We start from the raw sequence: 20,065 nt of genomic DNA, 5'->3' as shown, positions 1-20,065 counted from the left end.
ATCAGAAACCAAGATCAGGCAGACTAACGACACGACAACATGGTGGCTCCGTTTTCAAACGTCGCATTGGCTCCACATTCGAACGTCGTCGACAGGTGTCGCGCAGGTCTGCCCCTGTCAGATCGCATCCAGCGAACGATGTTCCGCGCAGGGAAGCACCACGGAGATTCGCGCTGGTGAGATCGCAGAGTTTGAAATGCCAATCGTCGAGCGTTGCGTGACGAAGATCTGCACCCGCAAACGTGCAATGGTCCAGCCACAGGGTTCCCGGCCCCGACACGGACACGAGTGAAGCTTGGGACAAATTGAGCCCGCTGAGCATCGCGCCATACGTAGCGCCGGCAAGTACCGTGCGAAGATCGGCCGCATCGGGCCGGTTCGGGCTCATGCCCAAAGCGTACTCATGGGCGCACTCACCACGACGGTACGTTCGTCCTCGATCACTGGCAGACGGGACACCCCGGGACACCCTACGAGCGTGCCGTCAGCGTCCAGAGGTTAAACCAGAACTACACGTTGAAGCGAAATTCGACCACGTCGCCGTCGTGCATGACGTAGTCCTTGCCCTCGATGCGCACCTTGCCCGCGGCCTTCGCATCGGCCATCGAGCCGTACTCCATGAGGTCGTCGAAGCCGACCACCTCGGCCTTGATGAAGCCCTTCTCGAAGTCCGTGTGGATCACGCCGGCGGCCTGGGGTGCGGTCCAGCCCTTGCGGATCGTCCACGCGCGTGACTCCTTGGGGCCGGCAGTCAGATACGTCTGGAGGCCGAGGGTGTCGAAGCCGATGTGAGCGAGCTGCGAGAGCCCAGACTCGGTCTGGCCGGTGGACTCGAGCATCTCGCGGGCCTCGGCCTCGTCGAGCTCGATGAGCTCGGACTCGAACTTGGCATCCAGGAAGATCGCCTTGGCGGGCGCGACCAGCGCCTCGAGCCGCGCCTTCTTGTCCTCGTCCATCAGCCCTGCATCGTCCGTGTTGAACACGTAGATGAACGGCTTGGTGGTGAGCAGGTTGAACTCTCGCAGCTCTGCGGTGTCGATTCCCGCGGCGGCGGCGCCCGCGAACAGGGTCTGGCCGGCCTCCAGCAGTTCTTTGGCTTGAGTGGCGGCGGCGAGCTGCTCGGCGGGGCCCTTCTTGGTGCGCACCTCCTTCTCGAGGCGCGGGATCACCTTCTCGAGGGTCTGGAGGTCCGCGAGGATCAGCTCAGTGGCGATGGTCTCGAGGTCGCCGGCCTCATCGGTGGAGCCGTCCACCCGGGTGACGTCCGCATCGTCGAACGCACGCGTGACCTGGCAGATCGCATCGGCCTCGCGAATGTTGGCGAGGAACGCGTTGCCCAGGCCTTCGCCCTCGGAGGCGCCCTTGACGATGCCGGCGATGTCGACGAATGACACGGTGGCCGGCAGCTCCTTCTCGCTCTTGAACACCTCGGCGAGGCGGCCCAGCCGCGCGTCCGGCAGCGGCACCACGCCGATGTTGGGCTCGATCGTCGCGAACGGATAGTTCGCCGCGAGCACCTCCGCCCGCGTCAGAGCATTGAACAGGGTGGACTTGCCCACGTTGGGCAGTCCGACGATTCCGATAGTGAGAGCCACGGGGACCAAGTCTAGTTGCCGCCGCTCGCTTCGGGGGCACAGCAGCCGGCCGATGCGCGGGCTGAGCAGTCTTGACCCGCGCCTCCTTCGCGGGCGGCCCCTCGTGCAGATCCGCGCGGCGCGCTACCGTGACGACCATGACCTTCGCGAATGTCGGAACCCTCGGCGTCCAACCCGGCAAGCGCGACGAGGTGGTGGCGATTCTGACCCGGCCCAACCCCCAGCTCAGCGAGGCCGGCTGCCTGCTGTACGAGGTGGGAGTCAACCAGGACAACCCTGACACCGTGTTCGTCGCGGAACTGTGGACCTCGGCCGACGCGCATCGCGCGTCGCTCCAGCTCGACAGCGTGCGTGCCGCCATTCAGGAAGCGATGCCACTGCTGACCGGCGAGATGGGCGGCAGCCAGTTCACTGTCTCCGGCTCACCGCTGCGGGACTGACCCCTGCCGTTGCCTGGCGGAGGGAGGGCGCTGAGCTCCCATGCCAACGAGACGGGGCGGGCGTAGTGTCAGCACATGACGGAACTCGGATCGATCTTCAACCCCGGCGAAGCTGAAATGGCCAGCTACCTGGCGTCGGAGAAGATCCTGCCCGCACCCTCCCCGGTTGCCGGGCCGCCCCTCACGGACGCAGACGGCGACGAGGTGCATATCCCGGGGATGGACGAGCCGCCTGAGCCATTCTCGGCCAATGCCGCCGTCCTTCCGCACCCCACCCGAGCCGCGCATCGGCCGGATGGAAGCCCGAACACGGACTAGCCCAGGGCGCCCTCAGGTCACGTGTGGCGGCGCGAGGTCCCGTCGACGTGGAGGCCGTGGTCCTCCTCGCCGATCTCCTTCATGAACTCGTAGCGGGCCTTGCGGCGCGCGAGCTGGTCGTCGGGATCCGGCACCGGCGCGGCGATCAACAGCCTGCGGGTGTACTCCTCCGTGGGGTTGCTGAGCACCTGCGTGCGGTCGCCCTGCTCCACCACGGAACCGTCCTTCAGCACCACCACGCGGTCCGCCAAGGTGTCCACGACCGCAAGATCGTGGCTCACGAACAGGCAGCCGAACTCGTAGCGCTCCTGCAGCGCCGTGAACATCTTCAGCACGGACGCCTGCACGGAAACGTCCAGCGCGGACGTGGGCTCGTCGGCCACCAGGAACTCCGGGTCCAGGGACAGCGCGCGAGCGATCGACACGCGCTGACGCTGGCCGCCCGAGAGCTCGTGCGGATAGCGGTTGGCGACGCTGCGCGGCAGTTCAACGGCCTCGAGCAGCTCCGCGACCTTGGCGCGCCGCGCGGCCTTGTCGCCGATCTTGTGGACCTCCATCGGCTCGGCGATGCAGTCCCCGACGGGCAGTCGCGGGTTCAGCGAGCTGGCGGGGTCCTGGAAGACGACCCCGATGCGGCGGCGCAGCGCTTTGAGCTCGGCCCGCTTCATGGTGGTGATGTCCTGGCCCAGGATCGACACGCTTCCAGAGGCGGCGGGGATGAGGCCCAGCGCACACCGGGCGATGGTCGACTTGCCGGAACCCGACTCCCCCACCAGCCCCACGATCTCGCCGTGGTTGACGTCGAACGAGACGCCGTCGACGGCGCGGAACGGCTCCTTGCCAGTGCGGTGGTACTCGACGACCAGGTCCCGCACCTCGAGCGACCGTGGCGACTCGTCCTGCTCAACCGGAGGTGTGACGCCCCGACGCCCCAGGTGCGGCACGGCATCGAGCAGACGCTGCGTGTACTCGTGCTGGGGGTTGGTGAGCACCTCGTGCGCGGTACCGGTCTCGACGAGGTCGCCTTGGTACATGACCGCCACGCGATCGGCCATGTCCGCCACCACGCCCATGTTGTGGGTGATCAGCAGGATGCCCGTGTTGAGCTCGTCCTTGAGCGACCGCAGCAGGTCGAGGATCTCCGCCTGGACGGTCACGTCGAGCGCAGTGGTGGGCTCGTCCGCGATGATCACCTGCGGGTCGCACGAGATCGCCATGGCGATGACGATGCGCTGGCGCTGCCCGCCCGAGAACTCGTGCGGGTATTGGCTGATGCGCTTCTCGGCGTCCGGAATCCCCACCATGCGCAGCAACTCGATCGCCCGCGACTCGGCCGCCTTGCCGAACGCGATGCCGTGAAGCTCGAGAGCCTCCGTCAACTGGGTGCGCACGGTGAGCACGGGGTTCAGTGCCGTCATCGGCTCCTGGAACACCATCGCGACGTCGTTGCCGCGCAGCTGGCGGAGCCCCTTGTCGCTGAGCGAGCCGATGACCTTGCCTGCCACGGAGATGTCGCCAGTCACGCGGGCGTTGCCCGGGAGCAGCCCCATCGCGGACATCGAGGTCACCGACTTGCCCGAGCCGGACTCGCCCACGAGGGCCAGCACCTCTCCGCGCTGAACCTCGATCGAGATTCCCTTGACTGCGTGCACCTGGCCGAACTCGGTGCCGAATCGCACATCCAGGTTGTCGAAGGACAGCACCGCGCCCGAGGGTTCGGGAGCGGTCTCGAAGGTGTTGACGTCTGCAGTGAAGCTCATCATCGACCGTCCTTGTTCTGTCGCGGGTCGAACGCGTCGCGCAGCCCGTCGCCGATGAAGTTCACGCTCAGCGCGATCGCGAGAATGAACATGCCCGGGAACCAGAACAGCCACGGGCGCGACGTGAAGGCGGTCTGGTAGCGGTCGATCAGGGAGCCGAGAGAGATGTCGGGTGGCTGCACCCCGAAGCCCAGGAAGCTCAACGCCGTCTCAAGCAGGATTGCCGCCGCGATGGCGAACGTCGTCGCGACGATGATCACGCCCACCGTGTTCGGCAGGATGTGGCGCGCGATGATGCGCGCCGAGCCGGTGCCGATTGCGCGGGCCGCCATGACGAACTCACGTTCGCGCAGCGACAGCACCTCGCCACGCACCAGGCGCGCCAGCGACGTCCACGTGACGGCGGCAAGCGTCAGGGACAGGACGACGATGCCCTGGTCGCCCGCGATGCGGCCCAGGACGGCGGCGAGCACCAGCAGCGGGATGATGATGAAGAGGTCCGTCATGCGCATCAGGAACGCCTCGGCCCAGCCGCGGAAGAAACCCGCGATGGCGCCGATGATCGTGCCGATGATGGTCGAGACGATGCCGACGATGAAGGCGATGGTGAGCGAGATCTGGGTCCCGCGCATCGTCAACGCGAAGAAGTCGCGCCCCGTCTGGTCCTGGCCGAACGGGTGCTCACCGAGCGTGAACCAGCCGATGGTGGGCCGGCCGCCGTCGAGGATCGGCCCCGTGTCGGTGAAGTTCTTGCCCCACCACCCCGGGATGGGACCGAACCCGATCGACGTGAACGCCAGCAGCGTCACGAACAGGAGCACACCGAGCGCCACCATCGCACCCTTGTGGCGGAAGAAACGCCGCCGCACGAGTTGGCCCTGGCTGTAGGACTTCTCCTCGCGGTCCGGGCCGTCGATCACCGTGCTCTCCGGCACCGCGACCGGGCCCTCCGGCATGCCGAACTCAGGACGATCACTCATGGCCCTACCTCCTGATCCTGGGGTCGAGGAACGCGTAGCTGATGTCCGCGATCAGGTTCATGATGATCGCCGCGATCGCCGTCACGAGGAAGAAGGCCATGACGGGTGCGGGGTCAGTGTTGTGGAGGCCGCTGCGGAACAGTTCGCCCATTCCCTTCCACCCGAACACTGCCTCCGTGATGACGGCACCCGAGATCAGGGCCGCGAAGTCGAAGGCGACGATGGTCGTGATGGGGATGAGCGCGTTGCGGAAGGCGTGCTTGACGATGACGGTGCGCTCGGACAGCCCCTTCGAGCGGGCGGTGCGGACGTAGTCCTGGTTGAGGGTCTCGAGCATCGAGCTGCGCGTGTACCGCGAGTAGGTGGCGACCGAGATCAGGGTCAGCAGCAGGGTGGGGAGCAGTAGCTGCGTACCGAGGTCGAGCACGGACTCCCAGAAGTCGCCGCCAAAGTTGGGGGTCTGCGAGCCGATGGTCGAGATCGGTCGGGGCTTCAAGTCGAGGAAGCCCGCCCATGCGTACACCACGCGGTCCGCGGCCGTCATGAAGGCCATGAAGGCCGCCGTGACTGCGGACAGCGCCATCGCCACGCCGCGAGAGTAGCCGCCCCACAGGCGGCCGACCACGAGGCCCACCACAATGGCGGAGACGAACAGGCCGATCAGGACGAGCCAGCTCGGCTCGTCGAGGAGCGGGTCGACGGCGAAGAACATCACCGCGCCCACCCCGACGGTCGTGAGGGTGGAGTACAGCACCCGGCGGTTATCGATGCCCGTGATCAGCGCCGTGATGCCGACGGCGAACGCGGCAGACACGACCAGCACGAGGCCGACGCCGAGCGCTGGGTTGCGCCACCAGCCGATGTACGTGAAGACCAGCAGCGCGATGACGGCAAACGCGCCTGTGGCGCTAGCGGTCAGCAGCCGTCGCTTCAGATCGCCGCCCAGGATCGCCTGGATGACCGCGGCGAGCACGATGCCGACGATGAACGCTTGGACCACCGATATCTGTGGATCCGCCATCCAGTCGTTGTAGCGGATCGCGCCGTACTCCTTGAGGAGCACCGCCGCCCAGAACACCGGCAGCGAGAAGAACAGGAACGCCAGGAAGGTGACCGCGTAGTCGAACCCGGAGTACTGGCGTAGCGCCGTGAGAATACCGACGATGACACCGATGATGATGGCCGCGAAGGTGGCGATCGTGACCAGGCGGAGCGTCGAGCCTGCGGCCTGCTCCAACAGCGCGCTCACATCCGTGCCCGCGCGGTCGGTTCCCAGATCGCACTGGCCGACGATGCAGCCGGCGGCGCCGGTGAGCCACTGGCCGTAGCGCTGGTACCACGGAAGGTCGAGGCCCATGTTGTCGATCCGGGACTCGATGAGCTGCTCGCGGTTCGAGGCGGTCGACTCCCTCAGATCCTCCAGCGGGTCGCCAGCGTTGATCGTGAGGACGAACATCAGCAGCGAGCCGACGAGCAGGATCACGCTCGACACAGCCAGCCGTCTGAGGACAAACCTGGTCATAGATGCAGAACTTTCTCGAGGTGAGTGGTCAGACGCTCGCGCGAACGACTCGCCGCGTCAACCCTGACGCTCCAGCCACTCATGCATGACCGGTGGGGAGAGGCAAGCGCCGCTCCCCACCGGTCGAGTGCAAGGTCAGTCCGTGCCTATTCGGCGCGGACCCACTCTTCAGCGTTCCACACGATACCGGACTGAGCCGAGGTGGGCTCAATGTTCTGGATGGTGGAGTCCCACGCCGCGACACCGGGGTGCGCGAAGATCGGGATGCCGTAGAGGTCCTCCCAGAGCGCACGCTCGATGATCTTGGTCTGCTCGAGGTGCACATCGGTGTCGAGCGTCGAGGTCAGGGTGTCCCAGGCCTCGTCGACCGTCTCGTTCGAGTAGCCGATGTAGTTCTGCGGACGGTCAGTCGCGTAGATGTTCTGACCGGACGTGATCTGGCCGGAACCCGACCACGCGAACAGCGCGACGTCGAAGTCACCGGTGTCGAGGTTGCCTCCAGCGGCGAAGAAGTCGGGGTTGCCGATGTCCTCGATCTCGAAGCCCGCCTGGTCGCACGAGTCCTTGATCAGCGCAACCTGGTCGGTGCGGCGCGGGTTGGGGCCCGAGTAGCCGATTCGCACGTTGACGGGGGTCTCGACGCCGGCCTCCTCGATGAGGGCTGCCGCGCCTTCGATGTCGACCTCGTCGTACTGACCGTCGTAGGACGCCTCGACGACCTCGTCGTAGGTGTCCTGGAAGGGGAACACCTCACGAGTGTTCATCACGGTCGCGTCCGGGTTGATCGGCTTGATCAGGTTGTCCACGATGAGCTGACGGGGCACGCACATGGCGAATGCCTCGCGAAGCTCGGGGCTGTCCGCGAGAGCGGCACCCTCGAGACGGCTGATGTCCAGGTGCTCCCAGATCAGCGTCTGGAAGGTGCCGAGCGTGACGGAGTCGCCCAGTGCGTTGATCTGGTCGATCGTGTCAACAGTCGCCTGCGGCTCGATGACGTTCAGGTCGCCGTTTGCGAGTGCCTGCACGTGCGAGTCGGCGGAGGCGAAGCGGAACACGAGCTCGCGCGTCGCGGGCGGGGTACCCCACCAGTTCTCGTTCGGAACGAGGGTGATCGACTGGCCGGCTTCCCAGGACCCGTAGGTGTACGGGCCGGACGAGAGCGCGAGCGCCGGGTCGGGCAGTTCACCAGGAGTGCTGGAAATCCACTCGGTGTTCCAGAACTCGGCGGCGGGGCGCAGTGCCTCAACGTCCTGCTCCTGGATCGCGGTGACCATCTCCTCGAGCGTCATGCCAGCCTGCTCGGCGACGATGTGCGCCGGGAACTCGAAGATCTCGGTGAGCTGGTAGTCCGGGTAAGGGTTGGTGTACTCGATCGAGAACGACTTGCCGCCGGGCTCGCCCTGCGGGCCCTCAGGCACGCGGTCGCCGTAGTCAAGGCCGCTGACGTGGTCGAACAGGGCAGTGGGGTTGCCGTCCTCGTCCTCGCCGTCGGTGATCGCCTGCGTCGCCCAGCCCAGCAGCATGTCCTCATACTTGATGGGCTCGCCGTCGGACCAGACAGCGTCCTCGTTGATCGTGTAGTCGACGACCATGGGGTCCTCGGAGACGAGCTCGAATGAACCGATGTCCTCGTTGGGCAGGATCTCAGCGTTCGGGCCGAAGTACACGAAGCCGCTGCGCACGCGGTCGTTGACGACCGAGTTGTAGGTGGAGTAGGTCGCCGACGTGACGTCGTTGTACCCGTTCCACTCGACCTCGCCTGCCGAGTAGTAGATCGTGTCGTCGTTGGTACCGCCGGTCGCAACCGACTCAGTAGCCGAGGTCTCGGGCGTGTCGCCGTCTGGATCCTCGGACGTACATGCGGCGAGGGCCAGGGTCGCCATCGCAATGACAGCGGCGCCCTTCCCGAACTTGCCGAACTTCATGCTGTGTCCTCTCACTTCACACGCCTGCGTGATCGGACCCGGGTTTCGAGCACCTACGCGGGCGTGAAGGCAACGGGGAGTTTCCCCGCGGTGCCGTCCAGGGTACGAAATGTTCGGTAACGATCGTGTTTCAGGTGCCCACGACGGCCTTATCCGTGCCCAAAATGTGACCAAGACCACATCATAGGTGCGCCCCAGGTGCGCACCTAGGACCAACGTCGTGTCGTCTCGAGCGTGTCGCATGTCCTATGCGCGGGTCGGCCTCGGCATGTCAGCCGTGCGTGGGAGCGTGGTGGCATGGTCGAAACCGTCATCGCCGCATCGGCGCTTCTCGCAGGGCTCGCAGGCGGCTACCTTGCGGCGTCGCGGCGCTCGTCGGATCTCCGCACCCAGGCAGCGCTCGCGCGCGAGCGCGCCGCGATGCTCGAGCAGCAGGTTCAGCGCCAGGCCGATGCGTGGTCCCAGCGAGAGGTCGAGCTCACCTCCGCTCACGAGCGCTACGTGGCGCAGGTGCGGGGCGATCAGGAGACCATGCGTCAGCAGTTCGCCGTGCTGTCCCAGCAGACCCTGAAGGCGAGCCAGGAGTCGCTGCTCGAGGTGGCACGTGAGCGGCTAGCGCGCGAGCGGCAGGCAGGCGAGGCTGAACTGGCCAAGCGCGAGCAGGCCGTCCGCCAGCTCGTGGAACCCATGGCGAAGGCACTCGACGTCGTCCAGCGCCAGACCGCGGAGGCCGACAAGGCCCGCGCCAGCGGCCACGCGCAGCTGTCCGAGCAGGTGCGGCAGATGCTCGCTGCCTCTGACAAGCTCGACAAGCGCACCACCGACTTCATCAACACGCTGCGGCGCTCGGACGTGCGCGGCAACTGGGGTGAGGTGCAACTGCGGCGGGTCGTGGAGCTCGCGGGCATGGTCGAGCACGTCGACTTCACCGAGCAGGACTCCGTCCGTGATGGCGAAGGGCGGCTACAGCGGCCGGACCTGACGGTCAAACTCGCTGGCGGTCGCACCATCGTGGTCGATTCCAAGGTCGCGCTGTCCGCGCTCATCGAGGCCTTCGAGACCGACGATGAAGAGGTGCGCGCGGACCGGCTGCGCGCTCATGCCCGCCACATCCGCAAGCACGTGGACGATCTCGCCGCCAAGCGGTACTGGGAGCAGTTCCGGTCGGCTCCCGAGTTCGTCGTGATGTTCGTGCCGTCCGAGGCCTTCTACCAGTCGGCGCTCGAGCAGGACGGCGACCTGCAGGAGTACGCGTACGGCAAGCGGGTCTTCATCGCGACGCCCACGACGCTGGTGGCGATGCTGCGCACCGTGGCGCATGCGTGGAAGGAGGATGCGCTGGCGAAGAACGCGCAGGACGTCCTGACCACCGGCAAGGAGCTGTACGACCGGCTGTCGACCATGGGCGAGCACCTCGCCAAGGTAGGCCGCGCCATCGAGGGGGCGAGCCGCGCCTACAACCAGACCGTCGCGTCGCTCGAGTCCCGAGTGCTGGTGAGCGCGCGCAAGTTCCGCGACATGCAGCAGATCGATGCGCCGCTGCCGGAGGTGGAGCAGGTGGCCACCGAGCCCCGCGAACTCACCGCGCCGGAGCTCACCGACCGCCCCTAGAGCCCCAGTTCTGTCCGGCACTCATTGTCGCCTCAGGCACAGGATGCCGTGCTGTCCGGCACTCGTTGTCGCAGGGGTGCCGGACAGGGACCCGAGACCTCCCAGAAGCGACAATGAGTGCCGGATAGGGGTTAGGCCTGCATTGCGCGCTCGGCCTCTTTGGTCTTCATGTCGGCGCGGATCTCGCGCGGCAGCGAGAACATCAGGTCCTCGGTCGCGGTGCGCACCTCTTCAACCGTCTCGTAGCCGCGCTCGGCGAGGTAGCCGATGACGTCCTTGACAAGGATCTCGGGCACCGATGCGCCGGAGGTCAGGCCCACCGTGGTCACGCCCTCGAGCCACGCCTCGTCGATCTCCTTGTGGGTGTCGACGCGATAGGACGAGCGGGCGCCCGCCTGCAGCGCGACCTCGACTAAGCGCACCGAGTTCGAGGAGTTCGCGGAGCCCACCACGATCACCAGGTCGCTCTCGGGCGCCAGCTTCTTGACGGCCACCTGGCGGTTCTGGGTGGCGTAGCAGATGTCGTCGCTGGGCGGGTCCTGCAAGTTGGGGAAACGCGCGCGCAAACGGTGGACGGTGTCCATGGTCTCGTCGACGGACAGCGTGGTCTGCGACAGCCACACCACGTTGTCAGGGTCGGGCACGACCACGCGGTCCGCCTCTTCGGGCGAGTTCACCACGATGGTGTGCTCGGGCGCCTCGCCGGCGGTGCCCTCGACCTCCTCGTGGCCCTCGTGGCCGATCAGCAGGATGGTCTGGTCCTCACGCGCGAAGCGGATGGCCTCCTTGTGCACCTTGGTGACCAGCGGGCAGGTGGCGTCGATGGACACCAGGCCGCGCGCATCGGCGCTCGAGCGAACTGCGGGCGAGACGCCGTGAGCCGAGAACACCACGCGGGCGCCCTCGGGAACCTGGTCCGTCTCGTCGACGAAGATCGCGCCGCGCTCGGACAGCGTCTCGACCACGTACTTGTTGTGGACGATCTCCTTGCGCACATAAATCGGGGCGCCGTGCATCTCGAGGGCCTTCTCGACCGCGATGACGGCGCGGTCGACTCCCGCACAGTAGCCGCGAGGTGCCGCGAGAAGGACGCGCTTGTCATTAAGGGAAGGCATATGCTCCAGTCTACGTGGCACGCTAGGGGACGTGACCGACGGTTCGATTCACCCTGACAACGCTTCGCGCGGCGCGGATGCTTCCCGCGATCCTGCGGCCGAAATGCCCGGCACTGCGGCGGACACCAGCGCCGAGCACCCGTGGCCCGTGCACCACCTCACCGGCAAGATCGGCCAGTACGTGCACCGCATGGGGCCGGTGTGGGTCGAGGGCCAGGTGCTGCGCCCGTCGCGGTGGAAGAACCTCGTCTTCTTCGACCTGCGCGACCCGAGCGAGAACGCGACGCTGGGCGTCTCGGCGCTCTCGTCCGTCGTGGACCGGATGGGTACGCCGCTCGATGACGGGTCCCGGGTGGTGGTGCATGCCCGCCCACGCTGGTGGGCCCGCTCAGGAGCGCTCAAGCTCGATGCCGGCGACATTCGGCACGCCGGGGTGGGCGACCTGCTTGCACGGATCGAGGCGCTCAAGGAGGCACTGGCCGCCGAGGGCCTGTTCGACGCCGAGCGCAAGCGCCCCCTCCCCTTCGTACCGCGCATCGTGGGGCTCGTCTGCGCCACCCAGGGCGAGGCGGAGCATGATGTCGTGGTGAACGCCACCGAGCGGTGGCCGTCCGTGCGTTTCGAGATCCGACGCGTGTCCGTGCAGGGCCAGCACGCCGTGCGGGAGGTGAGCGAGGCCATCGCCGATCTGGACACGGCGCCCGGCGTCGACGTCATCGTGGTCGCGCGCGGCGGCGGTTCCTTCGAGGACCTCATCGCGTTCTCGGACGAGCGGGTGGTGCGTGCCGCAGCAGCGTGCACGACCCCGTTGGTGAGCGCCATCGGGCACGAGAAGGACTCCCCCGTGCTCGACCTCGTCGCCGACTACAGGGCATCGACGCCCACCGATGCCGGCAAGCGGATCGTGCCCGATGCGGCCCAGGAGGCTGCGGGCATCGACCAGGCGCGCCGCGACATGCGTGAGGCGCTCGAGGCACTGGTCGCGCGCGAGGCGCGCGGTCTCGAGCAGTTCCGTTCGCGCCCCGTGCTCGCACATCCTCACCGCATGCTCGATCCCTATCGGGATGCGGTCGCGCAGGCGCGCCAGTCTGCCGGTCGCGCGCTGGTGGCGATCCTCTCAGGCGCCGACGGCGCCACGCGCGAGCTGGCGGCGTCGCTCCGCGCGCTCAGCCCTCAGGGCACCCTTGACCGCGGCTACGCGATCGTGCGAGACGCGGCCGGTGCGGTGGTGACCCGCGCATCGGCAGTGCACGAGGGCGATCCGTTGCGGATCCGCCTGGGCCAGGGCGAGATCGCGGCCAACGTCACCTCCGTCGGCAAGTAGCAGGCGCAGCCCGTCGCGTCCGTCTCAGCGCTTGGTCGCGATCCCGACGATCGCGGAGTCGGAGGGCCCGGTGCTCGCGGACGCCAGCCGGGCGCGTGCCGCTCCCGAGTGCTTCTTGTGAATCTGGCGCGCGAGCTTCGCGATCACTGCTCGGGGGACCGCGTGGTTGTAGATCAACGCAAAGACCACCTCGGGAGCCTTGTCGGAGGCCAGCTCGAGGAAGAGATCCTCGGGCACGTCGGGGCTCGGATTGCTCGCGACTCCGGCCCGCACCGCCGGGGACGGGTCCCTCGAGAGCTTGAGCAGGGTCATGACGGGAGTGTCGGCGCGCTCGGCCACGGCCGCTCGCACCTTCACCTCGTCCGCCCGTGCCATGGAAGCGAGCTCACGGTCCGTCAGGTTGGGATCCAACGCCTTCTGGACGCTGGCGAGCGCCGTCTGGCTCGAATAGTTCTCACTGAACATCATCATCACCCCGTTGTGAAGAGATCACTGTGCAGAGAAGTTGCACGCAAGTTACAAGATGAGAGTGCCGCACAGCCCGATCATGACGCGATAGCGTGTGGCATATGCCTCATGCCGCCGATGTCTCCACGCTCACCTACGAGCAGGCCCGCGACGAGCTGATCGCGATCGTCGCGAAGCTCGAGGCGGGAGCCGCGACGCTCGACGAGTCCGTCGGGCTGTGGGAGCGGGGCGAGGCGCTGGCTGCGCGCTGCCAGGAGCTGCTCGAGGGCGCCCAGGAGCGGATCGCCGACGCCCGGGGGGACACGGGCGACGGCGACACCGCTGAGGACGGCGCTGCTGACGACGACGTTGCGGATGCAGGCGTCATCGGCATCGTGCCCGCAGATGCGGCGGCGGGCCAGGATTCTGAGCAGGACGAGCGATGACCGACCCCGCCCGCGAAGGCAGCGCCCTGGTCATTGGGGAGGCCCTCGTCGACGTGGTGCGCAGGCCCGACGGCTCGGTTGAGACCTACCCCGGGGGCTCGCCGGCCAACGTCGCCATCGGCCTCGGAAGGCTCGGTCGGGACGTGTCGCTGCTCACGCGGTTCGGCCGTGACGCTCACGGCGACATGGTGCGCGCACACCTCGAGGAGTCCGCGGTCGCGCTGGTCGAGGGATCGGCCGATGCGCCCCGCACCTCGGTAGCCACCGCCACCTTGGATGGCACAGGAGCGGCCGACTACGACTTCGACCTCACGTGGGACATCGAGGCTGCTGCGGCCACCGGTGTGGCTCCCGACGTGGTCCACACCGGCTCCATCGCGGCGGTGCTGGCTCCAGGCGGCGACGCAGTCCTCCGCATCCTCGAGTCCATGCGAGAGCGCGCCACCGTCACGTACGACCCGAATGCGCGGCCCGCCCTGATGGGAGACGCGAGCACCGCGCTCGCCGCGATCGAGCGGGTCGTGGCGCTCGCCGATGTCGTGAAGGCCTCCGACGAGGACCTCGCCTGGCTGCTGACCGCCCGCGCAGCTCCAAGCCCCGGCACGCATACCACCCAGGCCGAGAGAATCGAGGCGCTCGCGCGCGACTGGGCCGCTCGCGGTCCGGCTCTGGTAGTGGTGACCAAGGGTGGCGACGGTGCGACTGCGTACCTGAACGACGGGCACCACGTCAGCGTGGAGGCGCCCCGGGTCGACGTGGCGGACACAGTGGGGGCCGGCGACTCGTTCATGAGCGGACTGATCGACGGGCTGTGGGAGGCCGGTCTCCTGGGCTCGGATCACCGTGAGGAGCTGCACCACATCGATGACGCCACCATCGCGGGCGTGCTCGAGCGCTGCGCACGCATCGGCGCCATCACCGTCTCGCGCGCCGGCGCCAACCCACCCACCCGAGCGGAGCTTGGCGAGGCCTAGGTGCCCCGCCCCCGCATCGGCGCTCTGCGACAATGGGCGACATGACTGAGAACTCTAGCGACGCCGCTTCCGACTACCGCATCGAGCACGACACGATGGGCGAGGTGCGCGTGCCCGCGCACGCCCTCTACCGCGCGCAGACACAGCGCGCCGTCGAGAACTTCCCCATATCCGGGATCACCCTCGAGCGACGCCACATCGAGGCGCTCGCGCGAGTGAAGAAGGCGGCCGCCCGCGCGAACGCGGAGCTGGGCGTGCTTTCGGGTCCGATCGCCGATGCGATCGTGGCGGCGGCCGACGAGGTCGCCTCGGGTGCGCACGACGAGCACTTCCCCGTCGACGTGTTCCAGACCGGCTCGGGGACCAGCTCGAACATGAACACCAACGAGGTCATCGCGACTCTGGCAAGCCGTTCGCTCGGCGACGACGTCCACCCGAACGACCACGTCAACGCCTCGCAGTCCTCCAACGACGTTTTCCCCACGTCAGTGCATGTCGCCGCAACGTCGACCCTGGTCAACGACCTGATGCCGCAGCTCGAGCGCCTCGCACAGTCGCTCGAGGCCAAGTCGACGGAGTTCGCGGAGGTGTACAAGTCGGGGCGCACGCACCTGATGGACGCCACTCCCGTGACGCTGGGCCAAGAGTTCGGCGGCTACGCGGCTGCGGTCAGGCGTGGCATCGAGCGACTCGAGGCCGCGCTGCCGAGGGTGGCCGAGGTGCCGCTCGGCGGCACCGCCGTCGGCACCGGCATCAACACGCCCGACGGCTTCCCGGAGCGCGTGATCGCGCTGCTCGCGGAGGACACCGGGCTGCCCATCACCGAGGCACGGGACCACTTCGAGGCACAGTCCGCCCGTGATGGCCTGGTCGAGGTCTCGGGAGCGCTCAAGGTCATCGCCGTGTCGCTCACCAAGATCTGCAACGACCTGCGGTGGATGGGCTCGGGACCGAATACCGGGCTCGGCGAGATTCAGCTTCCCGACCTGCAGCCCGGATCCTCGATCATGCCCGGCAAGGTGAATCCTGTCGTGCCGGAGGCAGTGCTGATGGTGTGTGCGCGGGTGGTCGGCAACGACGCCACCGTGACATGGGCCGGGGCCTCAGGGTCCTTCGAGCTCAACGTGCAGATCCCCGTGATGGCGCTCGGCGTGCTCGAGTCGATGCGCCTGCTGGGCAACGCCTCCGAGGTGCTCGCGGAGCGGACCGTCGACGGGATCGTCGCCAACGTCGACCGCGCGCGACGCCTCGCCGAGGCCTCCCCCAGCATCGTGACGCCGCTCAACCGGGTGATCGGCTACGAGAACGCCGCCAAGATCGCAAAGCACGCCGTCGCCGAGGGCCTGACCGTGCGCGAGGCGACCGTCGATCTGGGATTCGTCGAGCGCGGCGACATCAGCGAGGAGCGGTTAGACGCGCTGCTCGACGTCACCACCATGACCGGCAAGCACTAGCCCCACAGCACGACGAAGGGCCCCGGCACCTCCTCGGTGCCGGGGCCCTCGTGCGTGCTGAGCTGTTAGCCCTGCAGGTTGTCGTAGCGGTTCAGGAACGCCGCCATCGCATCACGAGTGGTCGAACGGTAGGGAAGGAACCTGGTTCCCTCATCCGTCTCCCACCCGGTCGTGATGCCGGTGTCCTCGAGCCAGGTGATCTCGGTGTAGAACTCCGTGTTGGTGGACGTGATGTCCACGAACGGCGAGTTCACCGGGTCCACCCAGGTGGGCTCGTCCGCCAGGCGGTACAAGAACGCCGCCATCGCATCACGAGTGATGGGTTCGAACGGACGGAACTCCTGACCTGCGTTGGTGTCCCAACCCTCGGAGATTCCCTCCTGGGCCAGCCACACGATCGCCTCATAGTGCTCCAGCGACTCATCCGCATCCACAAACGGAGACTGAGCCGGCAACGTCACCTCAGGCGAACCGGCATACCGGTACAGGAACGCCGCCATCGCATCACGAGTGATGGGTTCGAACGGACGGAACTCCTGACCTGCGTTGGTGTCCCAACCCTCGGAGATTCCCTCCTGGGCCAGCCACACGATCGCCTCATAGTGCTCCAGCGACTCATCCGCATCCACAAACGGAGACTGAGCCGGCAACGTCACCTCAGGCGAACCGGCATACNCCCTCCTGGGCCAGCCACACGATCGCCTCATAGTGCTCCAGCGACTCATCCGCATCCACAAACGGAGACTGAGCCGGCAACGTCACCTCAGGCGAACCGGCATACCGGTACAGGAACGCCGCCATCGCATCACGAGTGATCGCGTTGAACGGACGGAACTCCGTACCGTTCTCCGTCTCCCACCCCTGCGTGATGCCCTGGCTCGCAAGCCACATGATCGAGCCATAGTGCTCCAGCGACTCGTCCACATCCGAGAACTCCACGTCGGGAGCCTCGACCGTGACCTGAATGCTCACGTCCGCAATCGCGGGATCGAGTTCCTCTTCGGGCGTCATGTCGAGAATCGGCATGCCGTCGATGTCCCAATGCACCAGCTTGGCGTGAGCATTGCGGCGCGGGTCGTTCAGGCCGCCGTCGCTGGCCTCGCCGGGGTTAGCCGGGTCATCGTAGGAACGTGCGTGGTACACGAGCACGGGGTTGCCGAACTCGTCCACGGTGAACGAGTTGTGACCGGGACCGAAGGCGCCCGGAACGTCGGCCGTCTGCAGCAGGGGGTAACCCAACTTGCTCCACGAGGCCGGATCCATGAGATCCGCGTCCTCATCCGCCCACAGCACCGAGATGTTGTAGGCCGTGTCCACGGTCGACGAGGAGAACGTCACGAACACCTTGCCGTCGTGCTTGACGACAGCCGAGCCCTCGTTCACACGCTGTCCCTGACCCGTGTTGATCTCCCAGGCGTACTCAGGAGTGGTCAACAGAATCGACGTGCTGGTCAGCTGCAGCGGGTTCGCAGGGTCGATGGTCGCCATACGAATCGACGAGGCTCCAGGCTTCTCCGACCACGTCAGGTAGTCAGTGCCGTTGTGTTCGAAGTGCGACATGTCCAGCGAGAACGACGTGAACGCGTTGGGGTCGTTCTCGAACGACTGGACATACCCGATCTCTTCCCAGTTGGCCGGGTCCAGCGCAGCAGCTCCGGAAAGCTCATCTCCGGAGTACTTGAGCATCGCGGGACGGATATCAAAGTTGCCATTTCCGCGCGACGTGGTCACCAGGATGTACCAGTCGTCACCGATCTTGGACAGTTCCGGAGCCCAGATGTAGCGGTTGTGAGCGGTGGTCTCGGACTCGTCCCAGATCACCACCTCATCCGCCGCCGCATCCTGGAGGCCCTCCAAGGTCTCTGCACGGCGCAGCACCACCCGGTCGTAGCCCTCAGGGTCGCTATTGTTCGTCGTCGGGTACGAACCAGTCAGGTAGTACATCCCATCGTCACCGATCGTCACGTCCGGGTCCGCCCGGCGCCACGCCAGCGGGTCCGGCTCCTCGGTGTCCGAGTGGAACGGCGCCTGCACCGTGCCCGTCACCGTGTGCTCACCAGGCGTGGTGGGCACGTCGTCCCACTCCACACCCATCTCCACCTGGTTGCCGGACGTGTAGTTCACCATCGCCGAACCAGGCAGCGCACTATCGTCACCCACAGTTACAGTCACCGGGTCGAACGGATCGACGCTCGTCGAGCGCACCCGGTCGAGCAGGCGCTCAGCGAGGTAGTCGTACTCCGCCTGCGTGATCCCGATCGAGTCAGCCTCCAGGGCCCCATCCGGGTAGTCACCCGCGGCGAACACCGGAGCACTCGCCACCTCAACAGGGTCGCTGAACGACGAGAAGTCGCTCGTCGTGACCTCGAAGTGAAGCCCATCCGACGTACGCGTGTAGTGCAGCCGATAGGCCTGGATCGAGTTGTCATACTCCACCGCGACACGAGTCGTGGCGTGCCCCGCTGGCGCGAACTGCACCAGGCGCTCGTTGCCGTAGCGGATCAGGTTGTCCGTGTCGAACACAAAGATCTGGTTCGAGCTGGAGTTGAGCGTACCGACCAGTCCGTAGCCACCGTCGGGACGGTGGAACAAGGTGGGCGAGCCAATACGGCGCGACCCCTCGGACGCATACGCGACCGGGCTCCCATCATTCAGAGCCTCAAAGGCACCGCCGTCGGACAACGCGAGATGCAAACTATCCGTGTCGTCATTGTTGCCGTCGACAATGTAGCTGCCCAACTCACCGGCAACCTCAGCGAGGACCGTGACGTCGAACTGGAGATCCGTGGTGGCGCCTTCCAACGCGAGCGTCGCCGTGAGCGTCACGTCACGCTCATCCGCAGCGCGGTTCACCGTACCGTCGGTGCCAAGCACGGCCTCGTCGGAGCTCGCCCACGAGACAGTGGCGTCTTCGTAGGAGTCCACGAGCGTGAGATCGTCCCACACGACCGACTGACCAAGCTCAAAGGTGCCGGCGAGATAGTCCAGTTCGGCCTGTGGGTCGTCGGCGATGACCGTGATGTCGAAGTCGCGTGTGGTCACCTCTCCGCCCTGGCTGACGGTCGCCGTCAGCGTGACCGTCTCGTTCTGGCTTGCGGGCTGGGTGACGACGCCATTCGCGTCGATGACCGCAGGATTGGAGCTGGCCCACTCAATCTGCGAGCCGAAACCGCCCTCAGTCGGGAGGTCAAGGTCGGTCGTGGTGGTCGTCGGCAGCGACAGCGCATCGGCGTCCGCGGCGACAGAGGCCGCAGTCGCCTCGAGAGCGAAGTAATCGAAGGTCGCGGACATCGAGCTGCCCTCGAGCGATGCAAGCCCGTAGAGACCCACCTTTGTGATGGGGAAGGAGATCTCGACGGAGGATGCCTCGACCCAGGTGGAGTTCTCCCAGACCGAGGTGGTCACGGTGTCGCCCACGCGCTGAATGCGCATGGTCTCGCCGGTCGAGCCGTCACGAGGCACCAGATCGCCCGAGAACGATCCTCCGACCTCAAGGTTCGTCTCGAGCGCGATGTCCGCGTCATCGAGCAGGGACCCCACGAAAGTCCTGCCGTAGCGCACATAGTTGTCGAAGTCGCCCCATGCGATGAGGCCGGCACCCTGGTACTGGGCGGTCACCTCGGCCTCCACATGGGTCACTGCCGTGAAGTCACCGTCCGGCACATCCACCAAAAAGATGTTCTGCGCGGAGTTGTTGTCTTGATACGTGTCGCCGATCAGCGTGTCGATGGTCAGGCTGCCCGGGTTGTCAGTCAGAGACCAGTCGTCCGGAGACTCGTTGGTGATCGACCACCGAGGGTCGAGGGTCTCGGAGTCAAACTCGTCGATCCAGGAGCCCTCGGGGACCTCGACATCGCCGATGTCTGCAGATGCGGGACTCACCGCGAGGATTCCAACGGCCAGCAGAGCCGAAGCCGCCCCCGCCACGATTGATCGTCCTCGCCGCTGGCGGGACAGGTGCTTGTGGTCCATGTGTAGTTCCTCACTTCACTTCGTTGTGCCGAGAACGGCGACTTGGTGCGAGAACTGGACTTCGGAGCGCACGCCCGCACCCGGCGCGCGCTCCACGTTGCCCTACTGGGCCAGGTTGTCGTAGCGGTTCAGGAACGCCGCCATTGCGTCGCGGGTGGTCTCGTTGAACGGGCGGAACTCGG

At 66.7% G+C, this 20,065-nt stretch carries 17 protein-coding genes; 7 read left to right on the top strand and 10 right to left on the bottom strand.

The genetic code is table 11. The features are described 5' to 3' along the window. Window position 1 precedes the first annotated feature (1 nt). Both ACNI3K_RS13045 and ychF read right to left on the bottom strand, forming a co-directional pair. A complete protein-coding gene (locus ACNI3K_RS13045) occupies window positions 2–322 on the bottom strand; it encodes a pentapeptide repeat-containing protein (protein ID WP_419392332.1) in 321 nt (106 codons plus the stop codon). Between the two features lie 187 nt (window positions 323–509). After that, window positions 510–1,595 (bottom strand): redox-regulated ATPase YchF, encoded by a 1,086-nt coding sequence (gene ychF / locus ACNI3K_RS13040; RefSeq protein ID WP_419392330.1) that lies wholly within the window; start codon window positions 1,593–1,595, stop codon window positions 510–512. Between the two features lie 137 nt (window positions 1,596–1,732). Here ychF and ACNI3K_RS13035 point away from each other — a divergent pair, with 137 nt between their 5' ends. Beyond that, the gene (locus ACNI3K_RS13035; RefSeq protein WP_419392329.1) at window positions 1,733–2,035 is read left to right on the top strand and encodes a putative quinol monooxygenase; all 303 of its coding nucleotides are present in this window, start codon (window positions 1,733–1,735) and stop codon (window positions 2,033–2,035) included. Window positions 2,036–2,110: 75 nt separating this feature from the next. Further along, entirely contained in the window at window positions 2,111–2,353 is a 243-nt protein-coding gene (locus tag ACNI3K_RS13030) for a hypothetical protein (protein WP_419392328.1), read from the top strand. A 17-nt stretch (window positions 2,354–2,370) separates the two neighbouring features. Here ACNI3K_RS13030 and ACNI3K_RS13025 read toward each other — a convergent pair whose 3' ends face one another. The 4 genes from ACNI3K_RS13025 to ACNI3K_RS13010 form a co-directional block, all read right to left on the bottom strand. Further along, complete coding sequence (locus ACNI3K_RS13025; protein WP_419392327.1) at window positions 2,371–4,116, bottom strand: ABC transporter ATP-binding protein; 1,746 nt, start codon at window positions 4,114–4,116, stop codon at window positions 2,371–2,373. After that, window positions 4,113–5,069 carry an ABC transporter permease gene (locus tag ACNI3K_RS13020; RefSeq protein WP_419392331.1) on the bottom strand — a complete coding sequence of 319 codons (957 nt, stop codon included), beginning with the start codon at window positions 5,067–5,069 and terminating at the stop codon, window positions 4,113–4,115. The genes ACNI3K_RS13025 and ACNI3K_RS13020 overlap by 4 nt, the downstream gene beginning before the upstream one ends. 28 nt (window positions 5,070–5,097) lie before the next feature. Beyond that, window positions 5,098–6,615 carry an ABC transporter permease gene (locus tag ACNI3K_RS13015; protein WP_419392326.1) on the bottom strand — a complete coding sequence of 506 codons (1,518 nt, stop codon included), beginning with the start codon at window positions 6,613–6,615 and terminating at the stop codon, window positions 5,098–5,100. Between the two features lie 146 nt (window positions 6,616–6,761). Then, entirely contained in the window at window positions 6,762–8,540 is a 1,779-nt protein-coding gene (locus ACNI3K_RS13010) for an ABC transporter substrate-binding protein (protein WP_419392325.1), read from the bottom strand. Between the two features lie 297 nt (window positions 8,541–8,837). Here ACNI3K_RS13010 and ACNI3K_RS13005 point away from each other — a divergent pair, with 297 nt between their 5' ends. Next, window positions 8,838–10,151, top strand: a complete 1,314-nt coding sequence (locus tag ACNI3K_RS13005) for a DNA recombination protein RmuC (protein ID WP_419392324.1) — start codon at window positions 8,838–8,840, stop codon at window positions 10,149–10,151. Between the two features lie 131 nt (window positions 10,152–10,282). On the opposite strand, the gene ACNI3K_RS13000 is transcribed toward ACNI3K_RS13005, so the two are convergent. Beyond that, window positions 10,283–11,266 carry a 4-hydroxy-3-methylbut-2-enyl diphosphate reductase gene (locus tag ACNI3K_RS13000; RefSeq protein WP_419392323.1) on the bottom strand — a complete coding sequence of 328 codons (984 nt, stop codon included), beginning with the start codon at window positions 11,264–11,266 and terminating at the stop codon, window positions 10,283–10,285. Window positions 11,267–11,297: 31 nt separating this feature from the next. Between ACNI3K_RS13000 and xseA the strand changes: the two genes are divergently transcribed. Next, complete coding sequence (gene xseA, locus ACNI3K_RS12995; RefSeq protein ID WP_419392322.1) at window positions 11,298–12,590, top strand: exodeoxyribonuclease VII large subunit; 1,293 nt, start codon at window positions 11,298–11,300, stop codon at window positions 12,588–12,590. A gap of 24 nt (window positions 12,591–12,614) precedes the next feature. On the opposite strand, the gene ACNI3K_RS12990 is transcribed toward xseA, so the two are convergent. Then, complete coding sequence (locus ACNI3K_RS12990; RefSeq protein WP_419392321.1) at window positions 12,615–13,061, bottom strand: hypothetical protein; 447 nt, start codon at window positions 13,059–13,061, stop codon at window positions 12,615–12,617. A gap of 98 nt (window positions 13,062–13,159) precedes the next feature. Here ACNI3K_RS12990 and ACNI3K_RS12985 point away from each other — a divergent pair, with 98 nt between their 5' ends. Genes ACNI3K_RS12985 through ACNI3K_RS12975 form a run of 3 tightly spaced genes read left to right on the top strand, consistent with a single transcriptional unit; the run spans window position 13,160 to window position 15,911 of the window. Continuing rightward, window positions 13,160–13,483, top strand: a complete 324-nt coding sequence (locus tag ACNI3K_RS12985) for an exodeoxyribonuclease VII small subunit (RefSeq protein ID WP_419392320.1) — start codon at window positions 13,160–13,162, stop codon at window positions 13,481–13,483. Beyond that, window positions 13,480–14,457, top strand: a complete 978-nt coding sequence (locus ACNI3K_RS12980) for a carbohydrate kinase family protein (RefSeq protein ID WP_419392319.1) — start codon at window positions 13,480–13,482, stop codon at window positions 14,455–14,457. Before ACNI3K_RS12985 ends, ACNI3K_RS12980 begins: the two co-directional genes overlap by 4 nt. Before the next feature lie 41 nt (window positions 14,458–14,498). Next, window positions 14,499–15,911, top strand: coding sequence for a class II fumarate hydratase (locus ACNI3K_RS12975; RefSeq protein ID WP_419392318.1), 1,413 nt, complete (start codon window positions 14,499–14,501; stop codon window positions 15,909–15,911). A gap of 65 nt (window positions 15,912–15,976) precedes the next feature. On the opposite strand, the gene ACNI3K_RS12970 is transcribed toward ACNI3K_RS12975, so the two are convergent. Together ACNI3K_RS12970 and ACNI3K_RS12965 are read right to left on the bottom strand one after the other, a co-directional pair. After that, the gene (locus tag ACNI3K_RS12970) at window positions 15,977–16,540 is read right to left on the bottom strand and encodes an S-layer homology domain-containing protein (RefSeq protein ID WP_419392317.1); all 564 of its coding nucleotides are present in this window, start codon (window positions 16,538–16,540) and stop codon (window positions 15,977–15,979) included. Window positions 16,541–16,568: 28 nt separating this feature from the next. Next, entirely contained in the window at window positions 16,569–19,883 is a 3,315-nt protein-coding gene (locus tag ACNI3K_RS12965) for a family 43 glycosylhydrolase (RefSeq protein WP_419392316.1), read from the bottom strand. Window positions 19,884–20,065 lie beyond the last annotated feature (182 nt).

Source organism: Demequina ureilytica, assembly GCF_048553575.1.
Taxonomy (GTDB): Bacteria; Actinomycetota; Actinomycetes; order Actinomycetales; family Demequinaceae; genus Demequina.
This window is presented reverse-complemented; position numbering and strand designations above follow the sequence as displayed.